Consider the following 12,294-nt stretch of genomic DNA (forward strand, 5'->3'; position numbering starts at 1 on the left):
TATGACGCTACAACAATTACGCTGCCTGCAAGCCGTGATCGACAGCAAGCTGAGCGTTTCCGGCGCGGCGGAAGCCCTGCACACGACGCAGCCTGCGGTCAGCAAGCTGATTCGTGCGCTCGAGAACGAGATCGGTATCGAGTTGTTCGTGCGTCGCGGCAACCGGCTGGTGGGCCTGACCGATGCAGGACAGGAAGCGGCGGCGCTGGGCAGGCGCGTCCTGAACGACGCGCGCGCGTTGGCAAGCCTCGCGCGTACGACCCAGACGGTGAACAGTGGAACGCTGCGCATCGGCACCACGCACATCCATGCCCGGTATGCGCTGCTCGACGTCATCAAGCGGTTTCGGAGTGCCTTTCCGGAGGTCGATCTGGAACTGGCGCAGGGCACGCCCACGGAAATCCTGCGATGGGTCAGCGAGGGCGCCGTGGACCTTGGCATTTCCACGCTGCCGGAAAGCCCGCCCGAGGGCATCGTCACACTCGATGCCTATCCGATCCGCCGCTGCCTGATCGTTCCACGCGGTCATCCGCTGTTGCGGCTGAAGAAGGTCACGCTCAAGGACATCGCGCAATATCCGTTGGTGGCGTATGACGAGCGCTTCAATTCAGGCTGGGTGGTGCTGCGCGAGTTCGAGCGTCATGGACTCTCCCCGCGCGTGGTGGTCAGGGCCACCGATGCCAACGTCATCAAGGCCTATGTTGCGGCTGGCCTGGGCGTTGCCGTTCTCCAGCAGATGGCGCTGGAGCCCGACCGGGACATCGACCTGGCGACGATCGAGACCGACAGCATCTTCCCGCAATCAATGGCGGTCATCAGCCTGCGTGCCGACCAGTTCGTGCGGGGCTATATGCAAGCCCTGATCGACATGCTTTCGCCGGGCGGTGCGACCCGAGCCAATGGTTAGTTGCTTGACCTGATCCATCCCCAGCCTCTTGTCGCGGCGGGACGCCAGGATCCGGCCGCGGATGTTGTATCGTGTGCGCCTCCGCCCTCGCATATACCCACGATTTCGCTCCAGATGTCTCAAACAATCCCGCTCCACCGCGATCCGGCTTTCTACCAGCTTCTTGCCGACAGCTACGCCCGGTTGCTGGGTCGCCCGCTTGTGCCGCAGGCCATGTCCGTCGCCGAAGCTACCGAATGGCTCTATGAAAGCGCCCCGTTCGCGGTACTCGCGCATAACACCGATGCCGACCCGGTCTTTATTTACGGCAACAAGGCGGCCCAGCGCCGCTTTGGATACAGCTGGGATGAAATCACCCGATTGCCGTCGCGGCTCTCGGCCGAGGCGCCGAACCGCGAGGAGCGGCAGCAGTTCCTCGCGCGCGTACAGCGGCTCGGCTACGAGGCGGGCTACAAGGGCGTGCGTATCACCAAGTCAGGCCAGCGTTTCATGATCGACGAAGCCACGCTGTGGCAAATGCTCGACGCGGACGGCAAACTGCACGGCCAGGCCGTCGTCATCCCGCGCACGCGCGACATCTGATCGATACGCGGCTATCGGACGACGGGTCTACGCCCGCATTTCAGCCAGGATCTGCTCGGCGAGGAAGTCGCAAGGCGGCCGACCGGACCGGGCACTGCGGGCAAGGACGACCTCGAGTTGATCCAGGGGCGGCAACCCTTCGTTCTCGGATATCTGCACAAGGTGCGCAGGTACGCTGCATCTCGCGAGGGGCGCTATGGCGAGCCCGGCTTCGACCATACTGACAAGGCCCATCAGACTCGGGCTTTCGTAGGACATCCGATACTTGATATTTTCCCGCTGCAGCGCACTGATGGCATGGGCACGTGCTGTACTGCCCTGTGCGAAAACGGCGATGGGAAGCGGGCGATCCTTCCACACTTTTCTTGCGGCCGACCCGGCCCACACCATCGGCTCATACCGGATGAATTCGCTCGCAACGCCCCTGGTTTTCGTGATGCACGCCAGGTCGAGCGTGTTGTCCTTGAGCAATGGAACGAGCGCGCTGCTGGGCAGGCCGATCACCCGGATTTCCACACGCGGATGCGCAACCGCGAACTTCCCCAGCACCTGTGGCAGCAACGATGACGCGTAGTCGTCAGGAACGCCGATGGTGACGCGGCCCTTTATCTCCGGGCGAACCACCGACGCCCATGCTTCCTCCCGCAGCGCGAGCATCTGACGGCCATAGTCCAACAGCGTCTTGCCTTCCGCGGTAATCGCTACGTGACGGGTGTTTCGCACAAAGAGCGGTTTTCCCAGTGCGTCCTCAAGCGCCTTGATCTGCATGCTCACCGCCGACGGCGACCGATGCACGGACTCCGCGCCCCGGGCGAACGACCCTGTATCGGCGACGGCCACCACCATCTCAAGCACATCCAGATCGAGCTTCTTCATGTTGGTCAGAAAAGCTGAGTAATGAATTCAGTTTAATCCGTTTTACCTGAGTATTCATCGATCCGATACTTGCAGCCGATGACCACGGCGGGGAGCTCGCGAAATGCAAGGGACGGTATCGATCTACGGATTTCTGGCGGTTGGCGGAATGCTTGCGATTACGCCGGGACCGAACATGGTCTACGTGATGTCGCGCTCGATTGCGCAAGGACGAACAGCCGGGCTGATATCGCTTGCAGGCGTCATGCTCGGCTACCTCTTCTACATGTTGGGGGCAGCATTCGGCATCACGGCGTTTTTCCTGAGCGTGCCTTATGCCGGCAGCGTGCTGGGAGCGGCGGGGGCCATCTATCTGTTCTATCTGGCCTGGCAGGTTGCGAGGCCTGGTGGCCGTTCTCCCCTGGAGGTGCGCGATCTGCCCCGCGAACGGCCGCGCCGGCTCTTCGCCATGGGCGCGGCGACCAGTCTGTTGAATCCCAAGCTCGCGATGATCTTTCTGTCACTCCTGCCGCAGTTCATCAACTACCAAGATGGCAGTGTTTTCAAGCAGTCGCTCACGCTCGGTTCATCGTTGATTGTCGCGTTCGCCTCGGTCAATGCATTCGTGGCGGTATGTTCCGGCAGCATGGCGACGTTCCTCTCCAGTCGCCCGGGATTCCTGCTGATTCAGCGCTGGATCATGGGCGCCGTTCTGGTTGTCCTCGGCGCACACATGACCATCGATACATTGAAGGCGGCAGGGATGCATTGAGTCGGGCTCCGGGCTTCCATCAACACGCCGCGGAGGCCGACACCGCCCGAAGGGCGTAGCAGAGAACCTATGCGCTCAGAATGCCGGCAAGATCGATCCCTTGAACTGCCTGGCAAGGAAATCGCGGACTTCCTGCGATTGATAGGACGCCACCAGGTCCTTGACCCACGGCTTGTTGCGGTCCTGCTCGCGCACGGCGATCAGGTTGGCGTAGGGGCCCTTGAGGTCTTCGATGGCAATCGCGTCGTGGGTCGGTTGCAGGCCGGCCTTGACCGCGTAGTCCGTGTTGATCGACGCGGCGGCCAGGTCGTCCAGCGAGCGCGGCAGGATGGCGGAGTCGAGTTCCACGATCTTGAGCTTCTTCGGGTTCGACGCGATATCGAGTGGCGTGGCGTTCTTGCCGTTCACGCCCGCGCCGGGCTTCAGCGTGAGCACGCCCTGTGTCTGCAGCAGGCGCAGCGCACGATTGCCGTTCGACGGATCGTTCTGTATGCCGACCTTGGCGCCTTCCGGCAGGTCCTTCAGCGATTTCAGCTTGCGTGAGTAGAAGCCCATCGGCGCCACATAGGTCAGGCCGACGTTGGCGATCTTGTAGTGACGCGCCTCGATCTGGCTGTCGAGGAACGGCTGGTGCTGGAACCCGTTGGCATCGAGGTCGCCCGCGTCGAGCGCCGCGTTAGGCTGGGCATAGTCGTTGAACTCGACGATCTTGATGTCGAGGCCCTTGCGTTTGGCCACACCCTTCACCACTTCCCATATCTGCGCGTCCGGGCCACTCATGGTGCCCAGCCGGATGGTCTGGTCCGCGGCGCTGGCGGATGGGGCCATGCCAGCGCCCAGCGCGGCAAACGTGGCGGCGGCAATCAGCCGCATGAGGTTGCGTCGTTGCATGGATGCTTCCTGTCTTATTGTGATCAGCGTTGATAGGCGGGCGGAACGAAGCCGGAAAAGCGTTGCTGCGCGACGGATTTGAACGCGGTGGAACGGTAGGCGTCGCGGATGTCGGTGACGAACGGCTTGTTCAGGTCGTCGGTGCGCACGGCGACCAGGTTCATGTAGTAATCGGGGATCTTCTCGAGCGCCAGCGCCGACGTGAGCTTCAGCCCCGCGGCCAGCGCGAAGTTGCCGTTGACGAACGCGTAGTCCACGTCGTCCAGCGAACGCGGCAGCTGCGCGGCTTCCAGCTGGATCAGCTTGAGCTTGTGCGGATTGCCGTCGATATCGCGCTCAGATGCACGCACGGCATCTGTGCCAGGCTTGAGCGTGATCCAGCCAATCTGCTGCAGGATGGCGATGGCCCGCGCGAGGTTGGTCGGATCGTTCGGCAGCGACACCGTGGCGTCCTGCTTCACTTCGGTCAGCGCCTTGTGCCTGCGGCTGTAGATGCCGATCGGCGCAGTGGGCACCTGGACCAGTTCGGACAGCTGCAGCTTGCGGTCAGCCGAGAACTTCTTGAGGTACACCACATGCTGGAACGCGTTGGCGTCGATGGCGCCATCCGCCAGCGCGAGGTTCGGCTGCACATAGTCGCTGAACTCGATGATGGTCACCTTGTAGCCGCGCTGCTCCAGGATCGGCTTGATGCCATAGCGCACCTGGTCGGCGTATGGGCCGGCCGTGGCGCCGAAGCGGATTTCCTTCTTGTCCGCGTCGACCGCTCCGGCTGCGTGCACGACGCCGAGCGCCAGCAGTGCCGCCAGCAGTTTGACCCCTTTCCTGATGTTCATCGGTCTTCCCTTTATCTTGTCCGTGAATGGTGCAGTGGAGGCTGCGTCCGGCCATTGTATGGACGCGGTTGACGCGGGCGAAGCGGCAAATCCTCATGCGCATATGCCGTCATCGCATATGCCCCGGTGTGTCGCTGACTGCCGGTGTTTCGGTGCGCCAGGTGCAGCGTAAGCGGGGTGGCGCATAACGTTATCGACAATCGTTCGTTCCCGCGCACGTCACGTCGCCCGTATGCTGCGGCTTCGTTTTCACAGCATCGACGGCGCCGATGGCAACTTATCTCGATGACCGACAACGCGCGGAACTGGCGCGTACCGCCCGTCACTGGCTGTGGCGAACCGAATTTCCCACGTGGCTGCTGATCGTCTCCGTCTATGCGGCGTGGTTTGGCGTGGCGGCCAACGCCACGCGTCTCGGCCTGCCGCTGGCTTGCGTGCTTCTCACGCTCTGCACCACGTGGTACCTGTCGCTGCAACATGAACTGCTGCATGGGCATCCGACGCGCCTGCCGTGGCTCAATGCACTGCTGGGCACCGCACCGCTCGGCTTCTGGCTGCCATACAGCTTGTACCGCCGCGCGCATCTGCAACATCACGCCGCCGAATTGACGGACCCCGGCGCGGACCCCGAGAGCTACTTCCTCTATGCCCGGGACTGGCACGCGGCCAGCCCCGCGCTGCGGTGGCTCTACGCCGCGCGCAACACGATGGCGGGGCGAGTCCTGCTGCAGCCGGCATTCTCGGTCCATGCGATCACAGCCGATGCGGTGGGCAGGATACGCGCCGGCGACTGGCGCGACGTGCCCGCATGGCTCGCGCACCTGAGCGCTCTGGGATGCCTGCTGGCGTGGCTGCAGACGTCGTGCGGCATGCCGGTGTGGCTGGTGCTGGCCGGTGTCGGCTATCCGGCGCTGTCGCTGGCTTCAATCCGCTCGTTCCACGAACATCGCGCCAGCGATTCCCACGCGGCGCGCAGCGTCATCAACGATGCGGGCCTGGGATGGCGTCTGCTGTTCCTGAACAACAACTATCACCTCGTCCATCATGACTTGCCGTCGGTGCCGTGGTTTGCGCTGGCCTGGGTCTACCGGCGCCGCGCGCACGACTATCTGGCGCGCAACGACGGCTTCTTCGTGCGTGGCTACGGGGAATGGCTGATCCGGTACACATGGCGCGCCGTGGCACCCGTTGTGCATCCGCTGTTCCACAAGCCGTCCGCGCGGCGTTCAGAGGTGACACATCCCTATGGCGAAGCCTGAACGGTGGGTAGCCGCGCTACCCATGTACAACGTGTCGGCGTCATTGCGCGACGACTGGCTTGCGCTGATCGACCGGGTTGGCCAGGCGCTGGCGCGCGAGCGCGAATCGGTCATCCTGAGCGCCGTGGACCCGGGCGATGGCCCCGATGCGCTCCATGCGTTCTGGCGGCGTGACGATATGCTGCTGTCGCAAACCTGCGGCTATCCGCTGGTGAACGGCCTCGCGCAGCATGTCCGGTTGATCGGTACGCCCCGGTTCACCGTGCCGGGATGTCACCGCAAGACCTACCGCAGCGCCATCGTGGTGCGCGCGTCCGACGGCCCCGGCACGCTGGAGGCCTGTCGTGGCGCCCGCGCGGCATGCAACGGCCCCGATTCGCACAGCGGCATGAATGCGCTGCGCCATGCGGTGGCGCCGTTGGCTGCTGGCGGGCGGTTCTTTGCGGATATCGTCAGCACGGGCTCGCATCTGGGTTCACTGGCCGCGGTGGAAAGCGGCGAGGCCGACGTGGCGGCCATCGATTGCGTCACGCTGGCGTTTGCGGCCGAGTCTTACCCTCATCTGGTGGCCGGCCTGCGGCAGATCGGCTTCACGCGTGCGGTGCCCGGGCTGCCGTTCGTCGCGTCACGGCGCGCCGGCTCGCCGCTGGTGGGGCAGGTCAGGGAGTGCTTGCGCGAAGTGCTGCGCGAAGACCCCGGCCTGCGCTCGCGGCTGCGCATGGAGGCTGTCGTGCGCTCCACGGCCGCGGACTATTTCCCGATCGTCGCCATGGCGCAGGAGGCACGGTTGCGCGGCTACGGCGAACTGGCGTGAAGCGCCCGCACATCGCGGCGTGGTGCGGTGCGTATCGATAGTCGAAAGACTTCGTTGTGCGCGGCGCGTCCCTTTCTGATACTGGCAGTCGAACCGCAATCCATTCAGATAGGGATCATCATGTCTTCGTCGCCCCGCGTGCCCCATGCGCTCAATGCACCCAGTGCATCCAATTCGCGCCGCATTGCCCTCAAACAACTCGCTTCGCTGGCCGTAGCCGGTGGCGCGGGCTCGCTGCTGGCCGCGTGCTCGCGCGACGACAAGCCCGCCACCCCCAAGGCCGCTGCCGGGGCCCCGGCTGTCATCAGCAAGGCAGGCGACAAGGTCAGCTTCCGCTATCCGGACAATCCCACGTTCGACCTCGTCTACCTGGCCGACCAGCTCGGGTACTTCGAGGGCACCAACACGCGGCCCAACTACATCGGCAAGGTGGCAGCGCCGCAGATCATTCCGCTGGTGGGGACCGGCGAGATCGATTTCGGCTCGCGCATGGTGCCGCTGGTGATCTCCGCCGTGGCGAGCGGCTCCGATATCAAGGTGGTGGCCGCCGGCAACAAGACGCTCGAAAACGCGCCGCACATGAAGTACTTCGTGCGCAAGGCCTCGGGCATCCAGGCGCCGAAGGACCTCGAGGGAAAGACCATCGGCATCAACAGCTTCGGCGCCTGCGCGGAGTTCGTCACCAAGACCTTCCTGCGCCAGAATGGCGTCGACGTCAACAAGATCAACTTCGTCGTGATTCCGGACGACCAGGCCGAGCAGACCCTGGCCACCGGCAACACCGACATGGCCATCATCCATGCCCCGTTCTCGGGGCGCGCCGACCATGCCGACAAGCTCGTGCGGCTGTGGAGCGACTTCGACCTCGACGGTGGCCTCGGCGGCATGCAGCCCTATAGCGCCCACGGCAAGTTCATCCGCGAGCATCCGGAATCGGTGCGCGACGTGGTGACGGCGCTGGCCAAGGCCGCCAACTGGGTCAATGCGAATCCCGAGGACGCGCGCCAGTTGGTGTCCAGGCGCATCAACCTGCAGCTCGAATTCGTGGACCGTTACGCGTATGTCGACAACCTCGTGGTCACCGAGCCGCCGATCCAGTACTACATCGACGTGCTGGAAGCCGAGGGCAAGCTGGCCAAGGGCAAGGTCGCGGCGAAGGATATCTACACCAACGCCTTCAATCCGTACGCCGGGCAAGCGCCCGCAAAGGCGTGACCCCATCATGAGGCACAAGATCGATGCCCGTGGCGTGCGCATGGACTACGCCGTGCGCAACGAGGCGGGGCGCAGCGAGAACGTTGCGGTGCTCAAGGACTTCGACCTGCAGATCCGCGACGGCGAATTCATCTCCATCCTCGGGCCTTCAGGCTGCGGAAAATCGACGTTCCTGAGCATCCTTGCCGGCCTGACGGCGCGTACCGGTGGCGACATCGCCATCGATGGCAAGCCGCTGCAGGGCATCAATCCGGCACAGGGCGTGGTGTTCCAGGGCTATGCGCTGTTCCCCTGGCGCACGGTGCTCGAGAACATCGAGGTCGGGCTCGAGATCCGTGGCGTGGGGCGCGCCGAGCGCCGCCGCATTGCCGGCGAATACCTTGAACTGGTGGGCCTCGAAGGCTTCGGCCAGCGGTTCCCGCATGAGATCTCGGGTGGCATGAAGCAGCGCGTGGCGATTGCGCGCTCGCTGGCGTACAAGCCGGAAGTGCTGCTGATGGATGAGCCGTTCGCCGCGCTGGATGCACAGACGCGCGAGATCCTGCAGGGCGAGCTGCTGCGTATCTGGGAGCAGACGCGCAAGACCATCGTCTTCATCACGCACAGCATCGACGAGGCGATCTTCCTGTCAGACCGGATCGCCGTCATGACGCGCCGGCCGGGTACGGTCAAGGCCATCCTCGACGTGCCGCTGGCGCGTCCGCGTGCGGCCGAGTTGCGCAACGCCGAGGCGTTCGTCAGGCTGCGCCAGAAGGCGTGGGACGTGCTCAAGGACGAAGTGCAATTCACTAATCCAGTCACGGTGCCGCGCCCGCTTGGCGCCACCGCCAATCCCGGCGAACGTGCCACGGCCGAACCCGCCATCGCCAGGGTTGCATCATGAACGGCAAGACGACGGAACGCGCGCTCGGCGTACTGGGCATCATCGGTTTTTTGTTGCTATGGGAGCTTGTGCCACGGCTTGGCATCGTCAGCGAAGCCTATCTGAGCCCGCCATCGCAGGTGCTGGCGACGATCTGGCAGCTGGTGAGCAGCGGGGCGCTATGGAAGCACCTGGCCGCGAGCTTGCAGCGCTCGCTATGGGGATTGCTGTCGGCCATTGCGCTGGGTGTGGTGCTGGGCCTGTTGATGGGCTGGTTCAGCCGGTTCGAGGCCATCGTCGATCCGATCCTGCAGTTGTTCCGGCAGACGTCCGCGTTCGCGCTGTTCCCGGTGTTCATCCTGTTCCTGGGCATCGGCGAGATGTCGAAGGTGGCGATCATCTTCTGGGCGTCGTTCTGGCCGGTGCTGCTGAGCACCATCGGTGGCGTCAAGCAGGTGGATCGTCTGCTGATCGATTCGGCACGCTCGATGGGGGCGTCGCGCCTGTTCGTGTTCCGCAAGGTGGTGCTGCCGGCGGCGTCGCCGTCGATCTTCACTGGAGTGCGGCTGGCAGGCACGTATTGCATCACGGCGCTGGTGGCGGCCGAAATGATCGGCGCGCACTCGGGGCTCGGCTTCCTGACGCTCAACGCCCAGGAGGTGTTCCAGATTCCGACGATGTACGCGGGCATCCTGCTTCTGGCACTGCTGGGGTTGGTCCTCAATTATGGTCTGGCGATGGTTGAGCGGCGGCTGACGCGGTGGCGCAAGGGGTTGACGCTCAATGGCTGAGGTCGCGCCCGACTTGCCGCTGGCGCCCGCGCGCGCGGCGGTGCGCCCGGTTCATGGCTTCTGGCTGGCGGCCTGGCTCGTGCTGGCGGCTGTTCTGCTGGTGGCCGTGACCGCGCCGCGCTGGCTCGAGCGCATGCCGCACGTGCCCGAGCGCTTGCCCCCCGCAGTGCAAGACTGGTTGCGGCATCTGCAGCGCGATCCCGACTGGGCAGCCATGCCGCGCGGGCCCTTGCTCGATGCCGTGAAGCGGAACGGCGAGCTGGTGGTCGTCGTGCGGCAGTACGCGCGTCCATCGCCGCCGAACCGGCCCACGCCGCCGGAACCCGATGCGTTCGACGTATCGCTTGGGCGCTACATCGCCGACCGGCTGCAGGTGCGCCTGCGTGTTGTGGCGACGTCAATGGCGACCTCGGTGGCATCCCCAGTCGCGCCCGGTGGCGGCTTGCCCGGCGTGGATATGGGGGTGGCCGGCGCGTTGGAGGCCGGCGCGCCGACTGTTCAGACCGCATATACCGGAGGCGCCGGCGCGTTGCTCGTGCTGCAAGGCAGCGCCTACCGTCATCCGAACGACCTGAATCGGCGCGAAGTCTGCGTGGGGCAGGGCAGCCCATATGCCCATACGCTGACGCACAGCGTCGGCGCGATATCCAGGGTCTACCCATCGTCGATCCGTGCCATCGCCGCGTTCATGGCGGGCGAATGCCAGGCGCTGGCGGAAGACCAACTGGTGGTGTCGAGGCTTCTGGGCTTGCCGGAATGGCGCTTCTATCGAAAGCTCGATGCGCAAGTGGCACCGGATAACGACCGCGCGCAGTTGGCGATTCGCCTCGACGATCCGCAATCGGCCGCATGGATCGATCGCGCGGTGCGCCATTGGAAGCTGGATGGTGCCTTCGCCGCCGCACGCGAGCGGCGTGCAGGAGATATCGCCTACGAGGCGAGCCAGCTGGGCGATGGTCTGGTCTGTCACTCCTGACGGTCGCATTCGCAGCGGCCGCCGCTCGCATCGCGCGGCGGGTAGAGCGGATAGCGTAGTGCCGCGTAGACCAGCAAGACCACGCCGATGGCGGTGATCCAGTCGAGAAGATCCTTCATGGGCATTCTCCGTGTGGGTCACGCCGATAGTAGGGATTGGTGGCCGCGCGGGGAATGAAGGAGATCGGCTATCGATATATGGTCGCCGCTGCCTAAGCATCTACGGAAAAATTCGTCGTGAAGGCCACGGGCGCCATGCTCCAATGGATTTTTGATTTCCATTGCGCTTCGCCATGACGAACCTCTCAGAACTGCACGCGCTGCAGCGCCCGACGCGTGGCACACCGGTGCGGCGTATCCGTGATGATGCCGAGGCCATCGCCGTTGCTCATGCACTGGCTGCCGATTTTGCGGAAGGCGCCGCGCGGCGCGACCGCGAACGCATCCTGCCGTGGGATGAGCTCGACCGCTGGTCCGCCAGCGGGCTCGGTGCCATTACCGTGCCGCATGAATTTGGCGGGCCCGACGTCTCCTACGCCACGCTGGCCGAGGTCTTCGCGATCCTCTGCGCCGCCGATTCCTCGCTCGGTCAGATTCCGCAAAATCACTTTGGTCTGCTTGGCGTCTTGCGCGAGATCGGAACCCTGGCCCAGAAACGGCGCTACTACGCCGAGGTACTGGCCGGCCAGCGGCTCGGCAACGCGGGGCCGGAGCGCCGGTCGGCGACCAGCCAGACGGTCCTGCAATCGGGTACGCGGCTGCGGCAAACAGATCAGGGCTTGCGCCTGAACGGCAAGCGCTTTTATTCCACCGGTGCGCTGTTTGCGCATCGCGTGCCGGTACGCGCGCTGGACGACCACGATCGCGCCGTGCAGGTCTGGGTGCCGCGCGATGCGGCGGGCCTGACCGTGAACGACGACTGGTCCGCATTCGGGCAACGCACCACGGCGAGCGGCACGGTGGTTTTCGACCACGTCGCGGTTTCCGAGGACGACGTGTTGCCAGTCTGGCAACTGGCGGAGCGGCCGGGTCTCTTCGGGCCGACGTCGCAGCTGATCCAGGCCGCCATCGACCAAGGCATCGCACAGGCCGCGTTCGACGATGCGATCGCCTTCGTGCGTGCCTACGCACGGCCGTGGATCGATGCCAAGGTCGAGCACGCCACAGACGACCCCTATCTGATCGGCGATGTTGGCCGGCTCGCCGTCGACCTCCATGCCGCGCGGGAAGTGCTGCTGGAGGCCGGCCGCACGCTCGACCATATTGCGGCGCAAACGGTGACTGCCGAACTCAGTGCGCAGGCATCCGTCGCCGTCGCCGAGGTGAAGGTGCTGACCACGGAGGTCGCGCTCGCCGCCAGCGAGAAGTTGTTCGAACTGGCGGGCTCCTCGGCCACGCGTGCCAGGCACAACCTCGACCGCCACTGGCGCAATGCCCGCACGCACACCCTGCATGATCCGGTGCGCTGGAAGCTTCACCTGATTGGCAATTACCACCTTAACGGCGTACTGCCCGCACGGCATTCCTGGAACTGA

14 protein-coding genes are annotated in these 12,294 nt (G+C 64.8%); 10 read left to right on the forward strand and 4 right to left on the reverse strand.

What is annotated here, in order from left to right; genetic code table 11:
* The first annotated feature begins 1 nt into the window (after window position 1).
* A complete protein-coding gene (locus BLR29_RS11640; RefSeq protein ID WP_092137119.1) occupies window positions 2–907 on the forward strand; it encodes a LysR substrate-binding domain-containing protein in 906 nt (301 codons plus the stop codon).
* A 114-nt stretch (window positions 908–1,021) separates the two neighbouring features.
* Entirely contained in the window at window positions 1,022–1,489 is a 468-nt protein-coding gene (locus BLR29_RS11645; protein WP_092137120.1) for an MEKHLA domain-containing protein, read from the forward strand.
* Window positions 1,490–1,516: 27 nt separating this feature from the next.
* On the opposite strand, the gene BLR29_RS11650 is transcribed toward BLR29_RS11645, so the two are convergent.
* Window positions 1,517–2,365, reverse strand: coding sequence for a LysR substrate-binding domain-containing protein (locus tag BLR29_RS11650; protein ID WP_092137121.1), 849 nt, complete (start codon window positions 2,363–2,365; stop codon window positions 1,517–1,519).
* 103 nt (window positions 2,366–2,468) lie between these two features.
* Here BLR29_RS11650 and BLR29_RS11655 point away from each other — a divergent pair, with 103 nt between their 5' ends.
* On the forward strand, window positions 2,469–3,116 hold the full coding sequence (locus tag BLR29_RS11655; RefSeq protein ID WP_092137122.1) for a LysE family translocator: 648 nt from the start codon (window positions 2,469–2,471) through the stop codon (window positions 3,114–3,116).
* Window positions 3,117–3,191: 75 nt separating this feature from the next.
* Here BLR29_RS11655 and BLR29_RS11660 read toward each other — a convergent pair whose 3' ends face one another.
* Together BLR29_RS11660 and BLR29_RS11665 are read right to left on the reverse strand one after the other, a co-directional pair.
* Window positions 3,192–3,944 carry a MetQ/NlpA family ABC transporter substrate-binding protein gene (locus BLR29_RS11660; RefSeq protein WP_255371217.1) on the reverse strand — a complete coding sequence of 251 codons (753 nt, stop codon included), beginning with the start codon at window positions 3,942–3,944 and terminating at the stop codon, window positions 3,192–3,194.
* An 86-nt stretch (window positions 3,945–4,030) separates the two neighbouring features.
* Window positions 4,031–4,843, reverse strand: a complete 813-nt coding sequence (locus BLR29_RS11665) for a MetQ/NlpA family ABC transporter substrate-binding protein (protein ID WP_092137124.1) — start codon at window positions 4,841–4,843, stop codon at window positions 4,031–4,033.
* Between the two features lie 269 nt (window positions 4,844–5,112).
* On the opposite strand from BLR29_RS11665, the gene BLR29_RS11670 reads away from it, so the two are divergent.
* The 6 genes from BLR29_RS11670 (at window position 5,113) to BLR29_RS11695 (ending at window position 10,760) form a co-directional block, all read left to right on the forward strand.
* On the forward strand, window positions 5,113–6,102 hold the full coding sequence (locus BLR29_RS11670) for a fatty acid desaturase (protein ID WP_092137125.1): 990 nt from the start codon (window positions 5,113–5,115) through the stop codon (window positions 6,100–6,102).
* A complete protein-coding gene (locus BLR29_RS11675; protein WP_255371189.1) occupies window positions 6,089–6,916 on the forward strand; it encodes a phosphate/phosphite/phosphonate ABC transporter substrate-binding protein in 828 nt (275 codons plus the stop codon). The genes BLR29_RS11670 and BLR29_RS11675 overlap by 14 nt, the downstream gene beginning before the upstream one ends.
* Before the next feature lie 120 nt (window positions 6,917–7,036).
* Complete coding sequence (locus BLR29_RS11680) at window positions 7,037–8,131, forward strand: ABC transporter substrate-binding protein (protein WP_092137314.1); 1,095 nt, start codon at window positions 7,037–7,039, stop codon at window positions 8,129–8,131.
* Between the two features lie 7 nt (window positions 8,132–8,138).
* Window positions 8,139–9,014 (forward strand): ABC transporter ATP-binding protein, encoded by an 876-nt coding sequence (locus BLR29_RS11685; RefSeq protein ID WP_092137127.1) that lies wholly within the window; start codon window positions 8,139–8,141, stop codon window positions 9,012–9,014.
* The gene (locus BLR29_RS11690) at window positions 9,011–9,784 is read left to right on the forward strand and encodes an ABC transporter permease (protein WP_092137128.1); all 774 of its coding nucleotides are present in this window, start codon (window positions 9,011–9,013) and stop codon (window positions 9,782–9,784) included. The genes BLR29_RS11685 and BLR29_RS11690 overlap by 4 nt, the downstream gene beginning before the upstream one ends.
* Window positions 9,777–10,760 carry a type 2 periplasmic-binding domain-containing protein gene (locus tag BLR29_RS11695; protein ID WP_092137129.1) on the forward strand — a complete coding sequence of 328 codons (984 nt, stop codon included), beginning with the start codon at window positions 9,777–9,779 and terminating at the stop codon, window positions 10,758–10,760. Before BLR29_RS11690 ends, BLR29_RS11695 begins: the two co-directional genes overlap by 8 nt.
* Here BLR29_RS11695 and BLR29_RS32820 read toward each other — a convergent pair.
* A complete protein-coding gene (locus tag BLR29_RS32820) occupies window positions 10,751–10,879 on the reverse strand; it encodes a hypothetical protein (protein ID WP_255371190.1) in 129 nt (42 codons plus the stop codon). The two genes, BLR29_RS11695 and BLR29_RS32820, sit on opposite strands and share 10 nt — an antisense overlap.
* A 173-nt stretch (window positions 10,880–11,052) precedes the next feature.
* Here BLR29_RS32820 and BLR29_RS11700 point away from each other — a divergent pair, with 173 nt between their 5' ends.
* A complete protein-coding gene (locus BLR29_RS11700; RefSeq protein ID WP_092137315.1) occupies window positions 11,053–12,294 on the forward strand; it encodes an SfnB family sulfur acquisition oxidoreductase in 1,242 nt (413 codons plus the stop codon).

Origin of the sequence: Cupriavidus sp. YR651 (assembly GCF_900101625.1) — a bacterium.
GTDB lineage: Bacteria > Pseudomonadota > Gammaproteobacteria > Burkholderiales > Burkholderiaceae > Cupriavidus.

Bases quoted from the DNA above. Each gene is read 5' to 3' on its own strand.
- BLR29_RS11665 (WP_092137124.1), bottom strand. From the start codon at position 4,843: ATGAACATCAGGAAAGGGGTCAAACTGCTGGCGGCACTGCTGGCGCTC.
- BLR29_RS32820 (WP_255371190.1), bottom strand. From the start codon at position 10,879: ATGAAGGATCTTCTCGACTGGATCACCGCCATCGGCGTGGTCTTGCTG.
- BLR29_RS11670 (WP_092137125.1), top strand. From the start codon at position 5,113: ATGGCAACTTATCTCGATGACCGACAACGCGCGGAACTGGCGCGTACC.
- BLR29_RS11695 (WP_092137129.1), top strand. From the start codon at position 9,777: ATGGCTGAGGTCGCGCCCGACTTGCCGCTGGCGCCCGCGCGCGCGGCG.
- BLR29_RS11660 (WP_255371217.1), bottom strand. From the start codon at position 3,944: ATGGCCCCATCCGCCAGCGCCGCGGACCAGACCATCCGGCTGGGCACC.
- BLR29_RS11690 (WP_092137128.1), top strand. From the start codon at position 9,011: ATGAACGGCAAGACGACGGAACGCGCGCTCGGCGTACTGGGCATCATC.
- BLR29_RS11685 (WP_092137127.1), top strand. From the start codon at position 8,139: ATGAGGCACAAGATCGATGCCCGTGGCGTGCGCATGGACTACGCCGTG.
- BLR29_RS11640 (WP_092137119.1), top strand. From the start codon at position 2: ATGACGCTACAACAATTACGCTGCCTGCAAGCCGTGATCGACAGCAAG.
- BLR29_RS11650 (WP_092137121.1), bottom strand. From the start codon at position 2,365: ATGAAGAAGCTCGATCTGGATGTGCTTGAGATGGTGGTGGCCGTCGCC.
- BLR29_RS11700 (WP_092137315.1), top strand. From the start codon at position 11,053: ATGACGAACCTCTCAGAACTGCACGCGCTGCAGCGCCCGACGCGTGGC.
- BLR29_RS11680 (WP_092137314.1), top strand. From the start codon at position 7,037: ATGTCTTCGTCGCCCCGCGTGCCCCATGCGCTCAATGCACCCAGTGCA.
- BLR29_RS11655 (WP_092137122.1), top strand. From the start codon at position 2,469: ATGCAAGGGACGGTATCGATCTACGGATTTCTGGCGGTTGGCGGAATG.
- BLR29_RS11645 (WP_092137120.1), top strand. From the start codon at position 1,022: ATGTCTCAAACAATCCCGCTCCACCGCGATCCGGCTTTCTACCAGCTT.
- BLR29_RS11675 (WP_255371189.1), top strand. From the start codon at position 6,089: ATGGCGAAGCCTGAACGGTGGGTAGCCGCGCTACCCATGTACAACGTG.